A 19632-nucleotide genomic window follows, 5' to 3' on the forward strand; every position below is an offset into this window, starting at 1 on the left:
AAAGTATCTGGCCTTTTTTTGCCTGCGCTCAGTAACTTTATCTGCATCCATAGGCGCATGAGTGCCAGCTAGTAATCCATCCCTGGCCATCAAAATCCTTGCCCTGAATCAGAGATTGTCATTTCCTCGCTTACTGCTTCAATGGTTGAATTACTTTAACTTGGAGGAGCGGCTTTAGCCACGAATGCACGACCACGGTCAAATGTTCCCGGCTGAAACCGCTCGTACGAAATCAAGCAAGTGTTGAAATGGCTGCCCACATCCAATCACCAGTGCCATAAATCCTTTAGCAAGATCATATGCACTTTCATCCATGTAAAAACCCGCCATCGCAAGAGCAAGGGCGGGTTTTTAACCTCGTGATCAGCTTTTGAAACAGCTAAGCTGCTGAGTGAACAATTCTCTCAAGTCCAGGACAGATTATTTCTGAACCGGCTGCACATAATTCAACTCTACAGTATGTTCACGCTGATCATCCATCAAAGGTATCAGCAAATTTCCCATGGCGACGTCATCAACAAAGAGCAGGCTCTTCCCGTACGCGATATCCCTGAGCTTGACGGTGATCAGGTAGGTGCTGCTCAGATGTTGATAGCGCAGGCTGAAGTTGGTCCATCCATCCGGTACGCATGGTGTCAGGCTTAGCTGTTTGCCTTCACGTTTCAATCCCAACAAAGATTCCATCATGAAGGTATACATCCAGCCCGCCGAACCTGTGTACCAGCTCCAGCCACCACGGCCTGTATGCGGCGCTACTGCATACACGTCGGCGCAAATGACATAGGGCTCCACCTTGTAACGCGCCACCGTCTCTGGTGAATTGCCATGGTGGATAGGATTGATCATGTCGAACGCTTCCCAGGCACGGGCGGCATCTCCCATTTTTGCAAAGGCCATACCAGTCCAGATGGCTGCATGGGTGTACTGTCCGCCGTTTTCGCGGACTCCAGGTACATAACCACGGATATAGCCAGGATTTTGTCCGGAGCTGTCAAAGGCAGGGTCGAGCAACTGTATGATTTGCTTGTCCCGCCGCATGAGGCGTTTGTCCAGGGACTGCATGGCCTGCGTCGCTCTTTGCGGATCTGCTGCACCGGACAATATAGCCCAGCTTTGCGAGATCGAGTCTATTTGGCATTCTGCATTTTGTGCCGAACCCAATGCTCCACCGTCATCAAAATAAGCGCGTCTGTACCAGGCACCATCCCAGGCATTGTCGTCAATATTTTTCGCCAACTGACGTGCCTGCTCCAGGCAACGGGTGGAGAATTCATTGTCGTTGCGTGTCAGAGCAATAGCAGAGAATTTTGTCAGCACCTGATGCAGGAAGAAAGCCAGCCAGACGCTTTCGCCCTTGCCCAGATGGCCGACTTTATCCATGCCGTCATTCCAGTCGCAGGAACCAATCAAAGGTAAGCCGTGGCTGCCAAAGCGCAAGCCATTTTCAATGGCCTTGACGCAATGCTGATACAGGCTGCCAGTGTGTGGCGATCTGCCAGGCAGGTCGTAATAGGAGTCTTCTTCGTGGTTGACGAGGCGGCCTTCCAGATAGTGCAACTCTTCATCGAGAATACCAAAATCACCGCTGCTATTGACATAACGTGCCACTGCCAAAGGCAACCAAAGGTAATCATCAGAACAATGGGTGCGCACGCCGCGCCCTATCGGTGGATGCCACCAGTGCTGTACATCGCCCTCGACGAATTGATGGGCAGCAGACAACAGCAATTGCTCGCGCGCCAGAGTTTGCCTCGTGTGTACCAGTGCCATACTGTCCTGCAACTGGTCACGGAAGCCAAATGCGCCGCCAGATTGATAATAGCCGCTACGTGCCCACAGACGGCAGGCGATGGTTTGATACAGCAACCAGCCATTGGCAAGCAGGTTCAGCTCCTGGTCAGGCGTATTCACCTGTACTACACCCAGGGTATCGCGCCAGTAATCATACACTTTATTGAGTGCATGTTCTGCGGCAGCAATACCACGGTGTTGTAGTATGAATTGCGTGACATTGGTGTGATCGGTCATGACCGTACCCAGCACAAATACCAGTCGCTTTTCCTGCCCCGGGCCTAATTCAAATTCCTGCTGGATTGCTGCACAAGGGTCAAGGCCGGCCCCCGTTTTGCCAGACAATCTTTGTCTTTCCAGCGCAGCCGGTTTTTGCAGGCTGCCATTGCGCCCGATAAATTCATTTCGGTCGCCAGTGACACTGCGGTTGGTGCCATCCAGGTCAAAAAATGCCCTGCGCCCCGGGAACTCGGTATTGTAGGGATTGCGAGCCAACAAGCAGCCGCTGGCAGGATCGACTTCGGTAGCGATATGCATCAGAGATTTAGGACGCAGATCGCCAAGCACCCATTCCACATAACCTGTAGCTGACAATTTCCTTTGCTCTTCAGAGACATTGGTGACGCGTAGTATGGAATATTTGGCTGCCGTATCCATGGAGACAAAGACCGTCAATTCGCTACGTATGCCCTGTTCCTCGTGAGTAAAGACGCTATAGCCAAATCCATGGCGGGTGACATAGTCACCGCTACCGCGGCAAGGCAGGGCGGTAGGTGACCAGTAAGCACCGGTGTCTTCATCGCGGATATAGAAAGCTTCACCGCTGCTGTCGCTGACCGGATCATTATTCCATGGCGTAAGGCGGAATTCATGGGCATTTTCGCCCCAGGTGTAAGCTTGCCCACTTTCAGAAATGACTGTGCCAAATTGTGGATTCGCCAGTACGTTGACCCATGGTGCAGGTGTGACTTGACCCTCCCGCGTGGTGATGACGTATTCACGGCCATCCTCAGAAAAACCACCTATGCCATTAAAGCTTTGCAGTTTTTCTGGTAGGTTCCCGCTATTCCTGTTCTCGCCTGACTTGTTGGCCAGAGGCTGATATCCGGATTGTGAATATACCTGGCGCGAAGGCAAGAGCTTAGGCACGCGCAAATCCAGCACATCACGCCGGCTCAGTTGCTCCATCAGGCTGCCGCGGTGATCATTCAGTATCACCCTGGCAACTGCCTGGAACAGGATTTTGTCTTCGACTGAAATCTGTTCAGCCATGCGGACAAAGATGCCACCCGGCCTTTCTATGGCGTGGGTACCAATGACAGAAGAAATCATGCCCATGATCTGTTCCTGAAGGGCTTGCCGGTAAGTGGCATGATCTTCATTCCAGATCACCAGGTCCACAGCAAGACCTTTAGAGCGCCAGTAGGCATGGGCCTGCACCAGTTGCCGCACCAGTTCTATATGTTCTTGCTGATTGATCTGCAACAGCACAATAGGCAAGTCTCCGGAAATCGCATAGCCCCATAAGCCCGACTGACCGCGGTGGTTGCGGCTCAGCACACTGGCGTCGGCACGCAGCAGCGGGTTCATGTAGATGACGGAGTTCGCCATGCGGCCATACAGCTGTGCGTCGGCTTCGCTGATATTCAACTGGCGCAAGACGATCTGGCTATGCGTCCATGACAATCCTATCACGCGGTCTGCCAGATGCTGATCCTGGTATTTATCGATCATGGCCAGACACATATCACGGTTTTCTGCGACGCCGGTGACAACATCGAAAGTGGCAATCTGTTCCGGTTCCAGCGTAATTTGATAACGTATCGCCACTATCGGATCGAGTACCGAGCCATGGCTGTCAGACAGGCGATCAACACGCATGGCTGCAGGTGCTTCCAGCGTATTTCCGCGACCTATGAACTGCGCCCGGTCGGTTTCGTAAGAGACATTGTCTGCCGTGGCACCATGGAGCGATATCAGGTGGAACATGCTGGGTATCTTCTCGTCCATGGAACGCGGACGGCGTGTACACAAAAGTGCGTGCTGGTCATGCAGGATTTCAGTCTGCACAAACAATTTGCTGAATGCCGGGTGCATGGCGTCTGCTGCTGCTGGCGCGAGCACGACCTCGGCATAACTTGTGAAGTCTATCGTGCGGCGGTGGCGTGAGCGGTTGGTAATGCGGGTACGGCGCAATTCAATATCATCTTCTGGCGAGACCACAATCTCGGTATGCATATCAAGATTATTGTCACTACGGCGGAATTCTGCCCGGCCTTCGGAAAAGATTACCTCATAGGTAGGTGAAAGCACCAGGCAAGGCTGGAATGCGGTAGACCAATATTTGCCGTTGCTGGTATCGCGGACATAACAGAACGTACCCCAATGATCGCGCGTGCTGTCTTCATTCCAGCGGGTGATGGCTAGATCGTTCCAGCGACTATAACTGCCACCTACGCTGCTGATCATGACGTGATAACGGCCATTCGACAGCAACTGTACTTCCGGTGTGCGTGTATTGACATGGTGTAGTACGCGCAACGGTGTTTCCTGGCCAGCACTGGCGCTGCGTATGTCTGCCAGCTCAGTCGTGTTGGAATACACAGCGGTCGCCTTGGGCACACGTTCATGCAGCAACGACATGGTGGCCTGGAACAAGGGGTCGGACTCAAAGCGTTTTTGCAAAGGCTTGTCGAGCAACAGATAGGCCAGTGACAAGAAGCCCATCCCCTGGTGATGTACCATGAATGAACGTATCAAGGCATGTGTCTGCCCGCGTGGCAGGCGTGAAGGTGTATAGTCTATCGCTTCAAAGAAACCATACACACCTTCAAAGCCCAGTGAAGCCAGCTGTTCGAGATTGCTGCAGGCTTTCTCTGGTTCTACCATCAGTGCCATCATCGACGCATACGGTGCAATCACGAGATCGTCGCCCAGCCCGCGTTTAAAGCCAAGACCAGGAACACCAAAGGCCCGGTATTGGTAATTCAAATGCGCATCAAAGGTGTTGTAACCTGATTCTGAAATTCCCCATGGCACATTGCGCTGTTCGCCATATTCTATCTGGCGCTGTACTACTGATCGGTAAGTTTGCTCAAGCAGGGTATTCTGGAAGTTTGGCATGACCAGCAAGGGCATCAGGTACTCAAACATTGAGCCGCTCCAAGACAGCAGAATAGGTTCTCCGCCTGCGATGGTTAATTGGCGCCCCAGTGCAAACCAGCTCTCTTGAGGAATCTGACCCTGGGCAATGGCAACAAAAGTGGCCAAGCGTGCTTCTGATGCGAGTAAATCGTAACAGGCAACATCGCGCCGGCGTTCATTGACGTTATAGCCTATGGTCAGCAAGTGAGTGTTGGCATCGTACAGGAATTCATATTCCATTCTGGCAAATTCGCCAGTCTGCTGTATCAGTTGCCCGATTTGCTGTATGCGGTCGGTGGCGCGTTTGCTGGCCGTTGTCAGCATTGCTGGTAAAGTAGGGTTTTTGCTTACAGCCAGACTAGGTTGATCCAGCGACAAGCTGTCGTCCCTTGGTGAGTTGTATGCATAACTCAATTGCGCGAGTGCTTTTAAAGTTGGAATCGCATCAAGCTGCGGAAAAGCTTGCAGCCAACTGCCTGGCTCTGGCAATGTCAGCCAAGGTGCCAGATAGACCAGCTCATCAAGTTGTGCATGTGTTTGCCTGCTCAGCGCAGTTGCCCATACGTGGGATAGATTATCTGCCTCCACGGTCTGGCTGGCCAGATAACTGTCAGCATGGTGTGTCAGGCGTTTCAGGCAGTCATAGATCACGATCAGTGAAGTTGGTGCGCTAAGACACAGCACATCGAGATCAGTTTTAAATTCCGCCAGCCTGCCTGCAACCTGCTCACCTACGGTGCTGCGCAATATCAGGTAAGTATCATGCAAGCCGCCAAACAAACGCGGCTGGCAGATTGGTGCATCTGTCAGACCTGCCAGGCCAGGGCGCAGGGTCAGCAAGTGACCAGCCAGGTTGCCGCTATCTACGGTTGAAATATACAGAGGTTGCAAAGGTTGCAATGTCTTGGTGTCGTACCAGTTATAAAAATGATCCTGGTGGCGTTCCATCTTGCTCAAGCTGGCAAACGTGTCTTGCGTGCGTTGCAAGAGCTGCCCGGCAGGGATATAGCCAAAATCATAGGCGACCAGATTGGCCAGCAGTGACAATCCTATATTGGTGGGCGAAGTACGGTGCGCCGTTACGCTAACAGGCTGGAATTGCACATTGTCAGGTGGCAACCAGTTGTCTTCAGGCCCGACATAGGTTTCAAAAAACAGCCAGGTTTTGCGGGCGGTTGCCTGCAAAAACTCTGTTTGTTCCGTGCTTAATTGAGACACGCGCTGCTGCTTTTCACGGCTCATCAGGTAAGCAATGACAGGCGAAATAAACCACAGCAACAAGATCGGTGCTGCTGCGTGCAAGGAAGCTGGATTGATATAGTCCAGGAAGAAAAATACGGCAATAGAAAATACCGGCGCGATCCACATGCTGCGGAAATTATTCCACACGGTATTGTTGAACTGATGATTGCTGATGATAGAAGGGTTCCATTCCAGCAAACGCCTGTGCGAAATCAATACACGCCATTGCGTACGCAAGATGGCATCCAGATTAATCCATGCTTCATACGGCAGAAATACCAGACTCAGTGAGGCATGGATAAAATGCTGGGTACTTGACCGCAGCAATGACAGCAGATGCTGACGGAAAAAAACATCGTCGGGCTTTTGGGTCAGGTTAAATAAAAATCCACTGGCAGCAGGTATCAGTAAAAAACCAAGGGCTGCCGCCGACCATAGCCAGGCATGTGGCAAACCGCTCCAGGCAATAACAAGGAAGGCGACAAGCGCCAGCGGCACCACGCTGCGTCGCAGATTGTCGAACAGTTTCCAGTGCGATAGTGAGGACAGGGAATTAGCGCGCTTGATGGGTTTGCCAGTAACTTCATCCTTAGGGCCTGGTACCTTGGGCAAGAGCCAGGAAGCAATCTGCCAGTCACCGCGTATCCAGCGATGGCGGCGGCGTATGTCAGCCAAATAACTGGATGGATATTCTTCATATAACTGCACATCGCTCAACAGGCCTGCGCGGGCATAGCAGCCTTCCAGCAAGTCATGGCTGAGGATACGGTTCTCCGGCATGCGGTCTTTCAGGGCATGCTCAAATACATCGATATCATAAATACCCTTGCCTATGAATGAGCCTTCGTCAAAGACATCCTGATATACATCTGACACGCTGCGTGTATAAGGGTCAATACCAGCTTCACCACCACACAGCAATTCATAATAAGAAGCGTCGCTGGCGGGCAGGCTGACTGCGACTCGCGGTTGCAAAATTCCATAACCGTCCGTCACCCTGTGCAGCTTGTCATCATAATAGGCACGGTTGAGCGGGTGGGCCATGGTTGCCACGAATTTACGTGCTGCATCTCGTGGTAATTCCGTATCGGTGTCGAGGGTAATTACATACTTCATGTTCTCCAACCCGGCGGTATTGCCGATGATACGCATGAAAGCATCGGCACCCGTGCCGCGCAGGTAGCTGTTCAGGGCGGCCAGTTTGCCGCGCTTGCGCTCATACGCCATCCAGATTTTCTCTTGCGCATTCCAGACCCGTGGCCTGTGCATGGTGATGAAATGGTCACCCTCTGGACGCGGATATTTCGTGTTAAGTGCCTCTGTGACATTGCTGATATGGTCCAGTAATTTTTCATCCGTTTCCAAGGTCTCGGTATCTGCATCAGGAAAATCGGTCAACAGGCAAAAACGTAAATTGGCATCGCTATTGGCCAGGAAGCGTACTTCCATCGCTTCTGACAATGCGTCAATATTCTCCGCATTGAACAACATGGTCGGCACTACTACCAAGGTGCTTGCTTCCAATGGTATGCCTTTAGAAAAATCCATGCGTGGCAAAGGCCGTGGCAGGGCAACGAAGGTGGCCAGCCAATTGACCATGGACAGCGCAAACTGACTGCTGGCAATCAGGCTGGCGGCGATAAATCCGGTCAGCAAATAGGGATTAACTTGGGTAGAACGAACCTGATTGAGCAGCAAACCCGTAGTCGCCAGGCTGATGATGACAATGCTGCCCAGATAAATACTCAGGGCAGAATCACGGATAGCGTGTTTGATCGATTCTGGCAGGGCATGTTGCATGGCAGTAGAGCGCTCAAGTTCTACCCGGCCTTTGCCGACCAGAAAATAGCCTATGTGGGCATTGCGAGCTGCCTGGCCATATTTGTTGGCTGCTTCCCGCGCGAAACGCAAGGCATTGTGGGCGACATCGGCTTCTGAAAACCCGCTGCCTTTGGCAATTTTCTCAACCGCATGGCGGTACAGATCGCGCGTGGAAAAATCCATGTGCATATAGGTGGCAGCAGGGTCTTCGCGCAGGCAGCGATCGACCACACTCATGCTTTCGACGAAATCACGCCAGTCCATCGATGTCAGCAAACGCAGGCTACCGATACTGTTGCTGATGGAAATCTGGTCAGCCGCCTGGTGTTGCGAATCCAGGTGTACCAGATGTTCTATGGTGTCGCCGGTTTCTGCCAGGCGTTGCGATAACCAGTTCAATGGCAATGCAAGAGCTGGCCCCTGACCTTGCAATCTGCGCATCATTTCTGCAACAAAAGAGCTGTCCAGAGGCGGCTTTGAACGTGACATGTCAGCCACCAGCAAGATCAGATTGCTGGGATCTTTTTCAGCAGTCTCTGTCATTTCCTCTGCCCATTTGGCGGCGAGGTTGCGGTTATTGTGCGTGGTTGTCAGATTCGTCGCAACCCGGCGCAAATTTTCTATCAACGCCAGACGCAGCATGATGGGAATGGCCCATAGCTCACCGAGCTTTAATACCGAGACCAGTTGATAAGCGCTGATGAAGCGGCTCAGGTTTTCTGGATCTACCCTGCCATCACCATGCGAAATGGTTTCCAGCGCAATGTCATACACACGCGGACGGCCCGCAGAACTGCCGCGCAACAGACGCGGCAGTTCCTTGCTGTAGTTCTTGGGCAAATGGCGTTTTGCCGTGCGTATCTGTTCTTCGATCAGATAGTAGTTATCCAGCAGCCATGCGGCGGCGGGGGTGACGGGCCTGCCTTCCTTGATGGCTTCTGTCAGCAAGGTACAGGCATTCATGATCACGTCCTGATTATCAGCCAGGCGGGCCAGGAGTTGATCTTTCCCAAAAACAGTGCTGAGCTTATGGCTGTTTGCCAGTATGCGGCCATGCTGTTCCATTTGCAGGGCACTGTACAAGTCTGCACGCAAGGGTAATTCTGCCCCGGACTGGGAGACATAGGTTTGCAAGCGCAACTGGCCGTGTTTCCAGACGTTTTTAAGCTGATGGAGGCTGGACGACAGCATATCTTTAGCTGATTTCAAATCGCACACTTCTTTCTGTTATTGGGATTTGCCAGTGACCGTGGTGAGTGATCATCTCTGCCACACCTTTGGTTATCTCTGCATTTCTGAATTGCGTATGCAAAAACGATGGTCTGACCTATGGGAGCGGCTGTGTTTTGATCATAAAACATCAGCGGGGGAATGTAAGTTCGTTAGCGTACATACAATATTGAGGTACACATCTCATAGTACTCTACATAGAGCGGTGGAAACAGGTATCTGTACCGCTCATTTGAAGTGTGCGGCAACGAACAGACCTGGTTTTATGCTGAGCGGTATAAAGGCGTCGAAGATCACAAAAAATGTGACTTAAATGGGGTTTGCAAGAGCACAGATACTTATCTACTGGAGAATAAAAATGAACAAAAACTTGAAAACTGGTCTTTTGGCAGTATGCAGCGCCAGCATGGTCATCATGATGGGTTGCGCCAGCAGTATGAAAACGCCTGCTACGGCAGAAGTTGCCGTCTCTAAAGAAGCAGTCGATAACGCTGCTGTCGCAGGTGGCAGTGAATTCGCACCAGCAGAAATGAATTCTGCACGTCAAAAAATGGCGTTGGCAAACAAAGCCATGCAAGACAAGGATTACAAGCTCGCCAGTGACTTGGCAACGCAGGCTCAGGCTGATGCCAAGCTGGCACAAGCCAAAGCGAACTCTGCAAAAGCAGAAAAAGCTGCCAACGCGCTGCAAGACGATATCCGCGTTTTGCGTGAAGAGCTGCAACGCGCAAATAACAAGCAATAAGAATAAGTAATAAAAATAAGCAAAACAAATTCGTCAGCAACTCTACTGCAGAGTCTGCCATTACATTTTTAAGGATACATCATGAATAAGAAAATATTTGCACCCGTCGTCCTGATGACAGCAATGCTGCTCTCCGCGTGCAGCACAGCACCAAAAACTACCAGTCTGCTAGACCAGACACGCATGGATTATCAAGCAGCGCAAAATAATCCAAATGTGCTTACTCTGGCTCCTTTAGAAATGCGCCAGGCCGATGTGGCAATGAACGATGCCAATAAAGCGGCTAAAGACAATGAAAGCTCAGAAAAAATTGATCGACTGGCTTATATTGCCAAACAAAAAATAGGCGTGGCTCAAGAGCTGACCAAGCAAAAACAGGCAGAGGCTGCCGTTGCTGATGCTGCTAAAGCGCGTGACCAGATCCGTCTGGAACAACGTACCAACGAGGCTGACAGAGCGAAAATGCAGGCTGACCAAGCCAAGGCACAAGCTGATCAGGCCCGCCTGGCTGCGCAGATAGCGCAAGGTGAAGCCAGTGAAGCCCAGCGCAAGGCGCAGGAAGAACAGGCAAAAGCACTGGAAATGCAAAACCGTAACGCTGCCCTGGAATCACAACTGGCTGACTTGCAAGCCAAAACGACAGTGCGCGGCATTGTGATCACTCTGGGCGATGTGTTGTTCGGTGTGGATCAAGCCAAATTGAACCCAGATGGTATGCGTACCGTACAAAAGTTGGCGACTGTATTGCAAAATAATATGCAAAGAACAGTGCTGGTCGAAGGACATACTGACAATACTGGCACACAGGCACACAACCAGGATTTGTCAGAGCGTCGCGCCAACGCGGTACGTAGTGCGCTGGTGTTGATGGGTGTATCGCGTGATCGTATCGAAACCAAGGGTTACGGCGAAGCCTTCCCTGTTGCTGAAAATAATACAGCGCAAAACCGCCAGTTCAACCGTCGTGTAGAGATCATTTTGTCTGATGTCAACGGCAAGGTCTTGCCACGCTAATTGCAGGAATCAAGAAAGAAAGGAATGATCATGAGCTACATAATGCACACTAAATTGCGTACCAAATATATCTTGCCCATGCTATCTGCTTCTTTGCTGATATTGGCGGGTTGCAATAAGGCGCCAGATGGCACGGCAGCAAGCGCCTCAACTACTATCGGTGTGGAAATTGATGACTCGGTCATTACCACAAAAGTCAAAGCGGCGTTGATGTCTGACGACATCATCAAAGGTGCAGACGTTAAAATTGAAACCCGCAAGGGCGAAGTTTTGCTAAGCGGCTTTGCCGACAACCAGGCTCAGATTGACCACAGTGCTGCTGTGGCGATGGCAGTACAGGGTGTCAAGAAGGTCGATAACAAACTGGCTTTGAAGCAGGGCACACAAACCGTTGGCAACAAGATAGACGACAGCGTCATTACTGCCGGTATCAAGACAGCCATGCTGCAGGACACGCAAATGAAAAGCATGGATGTTGCAGTAGTCACCCGCAAAGGTGAAGTGCAACTGAGCGGTTTTGTCGACAGCGAATTGCAGGCAACACATGCTATTGAAGTGGCAAAAAGCGTCTCTGGTGTGCAAAGCGTGGTTAATAATCTCAAGGTTAAAAACTAGTCAGATCAGCTGATACATTTTTGTCGTTTCGTACTTCCCCACATTATTCAATGATGTGGGGAAGTTTTACTTTATCACTGTGGGAAAATATCATGACGAATGAATTAAACGAAAAACCGGTGCCTGTTAAACCCGAACCAGAAGAAAAGAAGAAGGACATCAAGAAGAAAGAAGATGATCTGGATGAAGCGCTGGATGAAAGTTTCCCCGCCAGTGATCCGGTGGCTATCTCAATCACACCACAGAAAGTGGCAGAGATACCTGCAACTGAGAAGAAGAAATAATTATTGGCCTGCATAAGCCCTCTATGCCTCATAAACTTACAGGTGTGAACCCTAATAAGGACCACACCTGTGGTACTAGCAGACGTAACCAGATGGCAGTTAAAGCCAGTACTCAAGCCTTCTGGCCAGCCATTCTTTCAGCCTGTTCATTTGCGGGCGCTGTTGCCATGTTTCCAGAGTGACCTCGGTAGATAAACGCAAGTCTTCCTTGAAGGCGGTTTCCATTGCCACTGCAAACTCAGTATCAATGACAACCACATTCACTTCTTTATTGTGCAAAAAACTGCGCGTATCTATATTGGTGGAACCGACAGTTGACCATACCTGGTCGATGACTGCGGTTTTTGCATGCAGCACGGAAGTATTCAGTTGATACACCTTGATCCCGCCTGCCAGCATTTCATTGTAAAAGGATTGGCCGGCATGAAACACCAGGCCGCTATCAGTCACGCCAGGCATGATGATCTTCACGTCTACACCGCGCTGGGCTGCGGCAATCAACGCTTTCAATATTTGTGCATCCGGCACAAAATAAGCGGATGTGATGTGGATAGTGTCGCGTGCTTCCTGTATCGCTAGTAAGTAGGCTTTGTAGATAGCCGGGTTACTGTCAGGCTCACTGGCAAGTACACGCACCATCTTGTTGCCCTGGTTTTTCAAGGCCGGGAAATACAACTTGTCTGCTGGTGATTTATCATCGACACTGAGCCAGGTATCAAGAAATATCCACTGCAAAGCTGCAACGGCAGGACCTGTAACCTGTATATGGGTGTCGCGCCAACCTACTTTGTCTGGGTTTTGCGATTTGGAGCGGAATAGCGAGCTGTTTGCATAAGTGGCGCTGATATTGACACCGCCTGTGAAGGCGACTTCACCATCGACAATCAGGATTTTCCTGTGATCGCGCCGGTTAGGTGACCACGGACCTTGCAGTTTGGTCGGGTTGATGGGGTTAAACGCCAGCAGTTGTATGCCAGCGGCTTTCATTTCATCAAAGAATTTTTGTGGCGTACCTATGGTGCCCACGCTGTCATAGATGATATTGACCTGCACACCGGCTTGCTGTTTTTCTATCAATAGTCTGGCAAATTCCAGGCCAAGCTCATCCTGGTCAAAAATATAGGTTTCTAGATTGATGTGGTCTTTCGCCTGCCGTATCGCCGTCATCATGGCGCTCATGGTTTGCGGCCCATCGAACAGCAAAGTGACCTGATTACCTGCTATCAGCGGGCTGCCAGTGACAGCTTCTTCCAGTGCTGCCAGAGCCTGCATGTTCGCCAACCCTGTACCAGAATTTTTCCAGCGCTGGCGCATCAATGCCTGGGCTTTTGAGGTGCTGAGTTCACCCTTGGCATTATTAATGGTCGGTTTTACATCTGCCGTTTTCTGTGGATGGTCAAGTGCCGGATCGAGGTAATTGATTTCTGGCAGGGTACTGCAAGCATTAAACATAAGGACAGTAGCGATGCTTGCTGTGCCCGTCGCGAGGACGCGGGTGACCTTACGCTTGGCGTTCATAGTTAATCCTTACCAAATCTTGTTGCGTCAGCAGTAGCGTAGCCAGGGCTACAGTTTGCCGACTGTCAATTAACAAGACCTGGTGAAGATAATATATTTTCTTCGCCAGGTCAGCTTTTAAATAGAAACATAAAAACCGCGCTTAACGTTGGCGAATACCTGATTTTCTATAGGCATCAGCCATATCTTGTTGCATTGTCGATTTTGCTTCGCTAAGGCATGTGCTTTGCTGGTTGCGTGCCATGCGCCTGCATTCAACGACCGATAACTGATAAACAGCTTCAGCTTCTTTTTTCAAGGTCTTGAAATAAGCCATAGGCGTCATTTCTTCCTGATACCAGCGCTGCGGATCTCCATTCTGGGAGGTTGCGTTGGGATCCGTATCTGCAGCCTGCGCAGGACTTAGCATTGCAGCGCTGACGAGCGCAAATGCAAGGCCCGCCATTAACTGTTTTGTCGTTTTCATGATAACTCCTCTTGTAACGTGAGAAATTCAAAGATCAAGGAACTGCATGGAATATTTTTCAAGCCTGAAGACTTATAGGGCTTACAAGCGACCAGTCAGCAATAAGATAACGAGGATAATAACGATCAAACCGGTAACGCCACTTGGCGCATATCCCCATGAGCGGCTATGAGGCCAGGTTGGCAGAGCGCCTACAAGAGCCAGGATAAGTATGACGAGCAATATGGTGAACATGATGTAGCCTTTATTTTAGTAAGATTAAGCTAGTATTTAAAGCGTTTATTTAAGATCCTAAGATCCACTTTTTTGCGAATTATGTAGGGAACCCCAGGCGTTGGTTAATGTAGCATTCGCCAAGTTTTTGTCAGGCTTAAACTTAGATATTCGCACATTCGCCATGCTGCTCTTTCCATGCCTCTACCCGGTCTTTATCGGCGTCTTCCTGTATCGGGCAAAAGCTCGCATGAGATTCGACGTCGGTTTCTATTTGTTCGTTGCTTTGGCTGGAAACACCCCAGCCCAGCAAGGACCCGACAATGGCACCAAACAGTATGCCAAGAACAGCGCCTATGACGGCAGCTTCCAGTGGTTGTGTCACCAATAAATCCAGGCCAGGAATAAAGAACGGCGATATAACAACGGCCAGCGTCGCATTCACCATACCGAGTACACTGCCGACTACCATTCCGATAGTTGCACCGGTTGTGATGACTGAATTGATGTCATGATTCCAGCGTTGCAGGAATGGTTTTTTCCGTGGCTGCCCCGTGAAGTCACCTCGTCGTGTCAGAGGATGCTTGGGGTAATTGGGCTGTATTCCTGCGTTGCTCAGCGGCATATTGTCATTGCTGGTCATCATGATCTCTGGCTCCCTCGCTAAATCAGGCTCAACTCTGGCGCAAATCGTCCTTGCCAGAGTCGAACCTTACTATCATGGATTGGTAATTTTTTTGACTGTGTCTTCAATCACTTCGCGGGCGTCGCCCACTTTTTTCTCAAGCTGGCCTTCCACCTGTTTTTCAAGGCCTTTGGCTTGTTGCTCTTTGCTACCGATGATTTTTCCGGCGCCTTCTTGTACTTTACCGGCGATATCTTTAGCTACGCCTTCGATTTGTTCTTTGTTCATGATTTTTCCTTGGTTTCTAAGATTGAATTCAGATAAAAATTGATTTATCTGAGGCCTGTGTTTAATTTAAGCGCTTCTCAAAATAGGCTCTGTACGCTGGCACACTCTGCAAAAAAAATTTCAAAATAAAGGTCCACAGCACGATAAGAGCAGGTTGAAGAAGCTAAAAAATAGACATATAGACATGTAAATGAAATAAATATTCGCGAATGTTCGATACCGCACAGATATGTTATTGCCCAGATTGCAAAATCAGGCCATCGGAATTCTCCGACGCTGCAATTGTTGACGGTAGCTAGTTGAACTGCCGGACATTCACACCTAAGAGGGAAAAATATGAATAAAAAACTCGCCATGATGTTGGTTTGTACCGCCACGCTGAGTAGTGCTGTTTGGGCTGCCGCAGATGAAAAATCAGTTGCTTATACAGCTGCAAAAGAATCTGCAAGTACTGAGTTCAAACTGGCTAAAAGCAAATGCGACACTATCACTGGTAACCCAAAAGATGTCTGTCTTGCTGAAGCAAAAGCTGCCCGTGTACATACTGAAGCAAATGCCAAAGCGGAATATAAAAATACCGTAGCAGCACGCACAAGCGCAAGAAAAGATATTGCTGATGCTGACTATGATGTAGAGAAAGCCAAATGTGGCAGCATGACTGGCAATGATAAAGATGTCTGCATCAAGCAAGCCAAATCCAACAAAGTTGCCGCCGTAGCAAACGCCAAAGCAGATAAAAAAGTTGTTGAAGCCCGTGTTGATGCAAATGACGAAAAAGTCACTGCTGAATACAAAGTCGCATTAGAAAAATGTGATGCCTTGTCTGGTCAAGGTAAAGATAACTGCGTCGCTGCAGCAAAATCGAAATTCGGTAAATAAGTTCGCTTCGGGCACAAAATCTAATCGGATGCGCTATGCACTAAACGGTTTTGTGTCATATATAATTTTAATTAATCTCTGAAAGAAAAAAATGAAGATCGCTCAACGCATGATGGCTATGGTATTCGTCGGTTCCCTGATGGTAATTACTGGCTGCGCTTCTACATCAACTAAAGAAGGTACTGGCGAGTATGTCGATGACTCTGTCATCACAACTAAAGTGAAGGCTGAAATTTTCAATGAACCTACATTGAAATCAGCAGAAATCAATGTTGAAACATTTAAAGGTACAGTGCAACTTAGCGGCTTTGTATCTTCCAATGCCAATATTGAAAAAGCAGTCTCCATTGCACGTAACGTCAAAGGCGTACGTTCAGTGAAAAATGATATGCGTCTGAAATAAGACCCAGCTTGGTTGAAAAAGCGCTGTCAACTGACAGCGTTTTTTTTATGCCCGTAGTACGCCAGCAGTCAGTTTGCTGGCTTACTTCTTTGTACAAGGTGCTACCTGTCGTGGATTCAGCAAATTGAATCCCTTTGGGTGATCATATAGTCAATGCTATATGTTGATGCGTAATCTGGTTATTGCCGCTTGCAGATAAAGAAAAGCAATACAGAGCCTGCTCTTGCAGCCCGCCGCGATTCACTGTAAGTGCGGCTGTAGCCGAGAACATCCACATGAAACGAATAAGCAACACGGCAAAAGAATTCGCGGCTATAGCCGGCCGGATGAAACCCAATCAAGTTCTGCCTAATTCCTGATTTTAATATTCTTTGTTGACGCCATGCCAGGCTGACTACCAATACTCAAGCAGAGCTGCCTTAAATAAGTGCGCTATCATCTCTTTGGTTTTGCACAGCATGCACGGTGTTCACTTTAGAGAATTTGATCAGGCATAAAAAAACGGGAGCCGAGGTTCCCGTTTCTTCTTGTACATTGTTGCTTATTTTACGCGTTTTTCAACTGTAAATTGCTCAATTTCTACACGACGGTTTGGTTCCAGGCAAGCGATCAGGTCAGCACGTTTTTTATTGTTGCAAACAACGACTGGATTGCTTTCACCTTTGCCTACGGCATTCAATCTTTGTCCATCAACTCCTTTATCATTCAGATAGGTTTTGACGGAATTGGCACGCTTCTCAGACAATTTCAAGTTGTATTGATTTGAACCGATGCGGTCTGCATAGCCAGTGATCACGACCTGGTTGATTTGCGGATTGGCATTCAGCGCTGCAGCGATGTCATCGAGTTTTGGTTGAGGGAGGCTCAGCAATGAACTGTTGAAGGCAAACAGCTCGGTCGCAGACAGCGTGATTTTCTGATAGACCGGTGGCGGCGGGGTAACTGGCGCAGGTGGTGGTGTTTGCACAACGACTGGTTCTGGTGGAGGAGGCGGTGTGTAGCTAGCAGTTTTGACCGCGGCCCTTGGTTTGTCGAAAGCATAGTTCAGGCCAAATGACAGGTGGGAGTTGCTGGCCTGGCTAAAGCCAAAGTCATTGCCATGCAAATAGCCATGCACTTTGCGCCATTCTACCTGCGCAGACCATTGATCGTTCAGAGAAAACTGAGCACCTACACCGCCGCTGACTGCAGGGGCTGTGCTGTCACCAGCTTTCAGGCCGCCATTGCTTCTGTCTCGGTTTGCTGCAATGCCTAACACCAGATAAGGACGGAATGCTTCGCGGGAAAACAGATATAGCACGTCAACGCCGAGGGCATTTTGTTGATAACGCCTGCCGTTGTCTGAGGAGCGCGTGTAGTTGGTATTGATTTGCGCATCCCAGTTTTCCGCCAGTGGTTTGCCCAAACGCAGGCCAACACCATAGCCACGGTTACCCGCACCGAAGGTTTCATCTGTTTCTGCTGCGTGGACGCTGCCACCGACATACCAGGATGGATTGTAGTCTGCAGCCATTGCGCTGCCTGCGCAAAACAGTAAGGCCAATGCAGCGGGAAGTGCTTTTATTTTGCTCATGGATATTCTTTCTAAGTAATGTAAATTCAGTGGAAATTCTTTTGCTGTCTGGAAAATCACGAAAACACTTTTTTTCCTGAGGAGAAATGGGTTTTACGTAATTAAATCCTGATCGCCAGACTAAAGCCCAGGCGATATTCCATCGGTGCGCTGGCGCACAATGTGGTTTTTTTGTATAAAAAAAATAGGTTTATTTTTTGCAGCCAGTTTGACGCTGCAATTTGCTGAGGGAATCCGGAGTTTAAAAGCAGCAAGTTTCTTTGACGCGGGTATTGACTATGTGACCAAGTCACAAGCATCTTCCAACTGGAATAAGCCAAATTGACTACTGCTCAAATCAATACACAGAAGGGGGATAAAACCGGAGGAGCGAAACTGATAGTCGACGCCGTTGCTGCCGACTACCATTATATTGACAGATGCAGTTCAGCACTGATTCTGATGATACGTGCACTGTCTGGTTGCTTGATATGAAAACTTAACTTTCAGCCTTTTGCCTTATTGTTTCAGACCTTCGTTCTTCATCGCTTCCAGCTTGTCATAACCAACCGCCGCTGAGGCGGTTTTGATAGTTGCCATATCAACATTGTCGCCATGGGCTTCTACCATGAAGCGACCAGCGATCAACAGGCTGTATTCGCCCGATGGGCCATCCTTCTGGAATCTTTCATGGGTAGGGCGGCCATTGACCTTGCCCATCTTTTCATAGCCAGTGTCGGTTTCCTTATCCTGCTCTATCATGCCCCAGGCAAACATGGTGCCAAACATTTTGCTGCCACCAGTATCAGTGATCGTCATTCTGATCTGATGATTGTTTTCATCACCGTAGCGGGCTTCAGCCTTGGAGACCTTGAATTCGCCCATGGCAGATTTTTCACCCTCCAGGCTATTGCGCTTCAAACCGCCTATGGTTTCAGGGAACAGGGCTTTCAGCTTGTCCTTATCGACAACTTCTGCCTGGCTGCCTGCACCCAGTGCAACGCCTATGGCTTCAGTTGCGGCTTTCATTTCAGCCTGAGGGTCGCCAGATTTTTTAGCGGCTTCCATCTTCTTGTTGGCCTCTTCCATTTTCTGGCCCATTTTTTCGAGCTCACCCAGTGCACCACTAGTTGCAACAGAGGTGTGTGAGGCTTGCATGTTGGCTGCCCCATACATCGCGCTGCCACCAATTGCGCCAATGACCATGTTGAACACGACCATTAATACGATGGAACATACGATAGACACGGCAGTGTAGGGCCCAGCCTTTTCCTGTGGAGCTTTCATCAGCACAGGAAGACCCAGATACATCAGGTAAATGCCGTAGGCGCCAGCCAGCAAACTGAGCAAGCTCAGTGTTGGCAACAGCGAAAGTACGCCCGCCAGCCATGCAGGAGTGAAAGAATACGCCGCTACCTTCAATGCTTGTGCGGGATTTTTTTCTGCGCCGAATTGGGGTGCCAGGGCATCGATGATCAGCGATATCAGATAAACACCGACCAGGGCAAATACAAAGCTCATCACCATCGCTGTGATGCCGGCGAGGATGGGCAGCTTCATACTACCCAGCAAGGGGATGCTGAATCCGATAATACTCATGCCAATAAAACTGGAAACAGCAGGGATGGCAGCCAGAGGGGCGACGTAGTTCTTGAAGATGTCTGCCGTGCTGGTGGTTTCAGCAGCGATGACGGGCCATTCTGTTTTTGGCGTCAGGGTAATGTTTTTCGCGCGTTCTACGAGATTCATGGGTTTTTCCTTTAATAAAGGGCAGGGCCGGTATCTGCGACCCAAAACAGGAA

General features: G+C 49.6%; 14 protein-coding genes. 6 read left to right on the forward strand and 8 right to left on the reverse strand.

Translation table 11 applies throughout. The features are described 5' to 3' along the window. Positions 1-420: 420 nt before the first annotated feature. Positions 421-9207, reverse strand: a complete 8787-nt coding sequence (locus ACO0LG_RS12445) for a GH36-type glycosyl hydrolase domain-containing protein (RefSeq protein ID WP_423026740.1) — start codon at positions 9205-9207, stop codon at positions 421-423. Positions 9208-9586: 379 nt separating this feature from the next. On the opposite strand from ACO0LG_RS12445, the gene ACO0LG_RS12450 reads away from it, so the two are divergent. From ACO0LG_RS12450 to ACO0LG_RS12465, 4 genes are all read left to right on the forward strand, one after another. Beyond that, positions 9587-9973 carry a DUF4398 domain-containing protein gene (locus ACO0LG_RS12450; protein ID WP_422979194.1) on the forward strand — a complete coding sequence of 129 codons (387 nt, stop codon included), beginning with the start codon at positions 9587-9589 and terminating at the stop codon, positions 9971-9973. Positions 9974-10054: 81 nt separating this feature from the next. Beyond that, entirely contained in the window at positions 10055-10987 is a 933-nt protein-coding gene (locus ACO0LG_RS12455; protein WP_423026742.1) for an OmpA family protein, read from the forward strand. Between the two features lie 30 nt (positions 10988-11017). Continuing rightward, positions 11018-11602 (forward strand): BON domain-containing protein, encoded by a 585-nt coding sequence (locus ACO0LG_RS12460; protein ID WP_423026744.1) that lies wholly within the window; start codon positions 11018-11020, stop codon positions 11600-11602. A gap of 92 nt (positions 11603-11694) precedes the next feature. After that, a complete protein-coding gene (locus ACO0LG_RS12465; RefSeq protein WP_423026746.1) occupies positions 11695-11886 on the forward strand; it encodes a hypothetical protein in 192 nt (63 codons plus the stop codon). A 99-nt stretch (positions 11887-11985) separates the two neighbouring features. Here ACO0LG_RS12465 and cls read toward each other — a convergent pair whose 3' ends face one another. The 5 genes from cls to ACO0LG_RS12490 all read right to left on the reverse strand — a co-directional run bounded on the left by cls (position 11986) and on the right by ACO0LG_RS12490 (position 14996). After that, complete coding sequence (gene cls, locus ACO0LG_RS12470; RefSeq protein ID WP_423026748.1) at positions 11986-13404, reverse strand: cardiolipin synthase; 1419 nt, start codon at positions 13402-13404, stop codon at positions 11986-11988. Positions 13405-13546: 142 nt separating this feature from the next. Then, positions 13547-13870 carry a hypothetical protein gene (locus ACO0LG_RS12475; RefSeq protein WP_423026750.1) on the reverse strand — a complete coding sequence of 108 codons (324 nt, stop codon included), beginning with the start codon at positions 13868-13870 and terminating at the stop codon, positions 13547-13549. Positions 13871-13951: 81 nt separating this feature from the next. Further along, positions 13952-14104, reverse strand: a complete 153-nt coding sequence (locus ACO0LG_RS12480; RefSeq protein WP_423026752.1) for a DUF3309 domain-containing protein — start codon at positions 14102-14104, stop codon at positions 13952-13954. Between the two features lie 142 nt (positions 14105-14246). Beyond that, positions 14247-14729, reverse strand: a complete 483-nt coding sequence (locus ACO0LG_RS12485; protein WP_423026754.1) for a hypothetical protein — start codon at positions 14727-14729, stop codon at positions 14247-14249. Between the two features lie 72 nt (positions 14730-14801). Then, positions 14802-14996, reverse strand: coding sequence for a CsbD family protein (locus ACO0LG_RS12490; protein ID WP_423026756.1), 195 nt, complete (start codon positions 14994-14996; stop codon positions 14802-14804). Positions 14997-15332: 336 nt separating this feature from the next. On the opposite strand from ACO0LG_RS12490, the gene ACO0LG_RS12495 reads away from it, so the two are divergent. Further along, complete coding sequence (locus ACO0LG_RS12495; protein ID WP_423026758.1) at positions 15333-15875, forward strand: hypothetical protein; 543 nt, start codon at positions 15333-15335, stop codon at positions 15873-15875. 91 nt (positions 15876-15966) lie between these two features. After that, on the forward strand, positions 15967-16278 hold the full coding sequence (locus tag ACO0LG_RS12500) for a BON domain-containing protein (protein ID WP_423026760.1): 312 nt from the start codon (positions 15967-15969) through the stop codon (positions 16276-16278). A 541-nt stretch (positions 16279-16819) separates the two neighbouring features. Here the strand turns inward: ACO0LG_RS12500 and ACO0LG_RS12505 are convergent. Both ACO0LG_RS12505 and ACO0LG_RS12510 read right to left on the reverse strand, forming a co-directional pair. Continuing rightward, complete coding sequence (locus ACO0LG_RS12505) at positions 16820-17851, reverse strand: OmpA family protein (RefSeq protein WP_423026762.1); 1032 nt, start codon at positions 17849-17851, stop codon at positions 16820-16822. A gap of 498 nt (positions 17852-18349) precedes the next feature. Continuing rightward, positions 18350-19579, reverse strand: a complete 1230-nt coding sequence (locus ACO0LG_RS12510; protein WP_423026764.1) for a Yip1 family protein — start codon at positions 19577-19579, stop codon at positions 18350-18352. Positions 19580-19632: the final 53 nt, after the last annotated feature.

Origin of the sequence: Undibacterium sp. Ji42W (assembly GCF_049340405.1) — a bacterium.
In the GTDB taxonomy this organism is placed as follows: domain Bacteria; phylum Pseudomonadota; class Gammaproteobacteria; order Burkholderiales; family Burkholderiaceae_D; genus Undibacterium.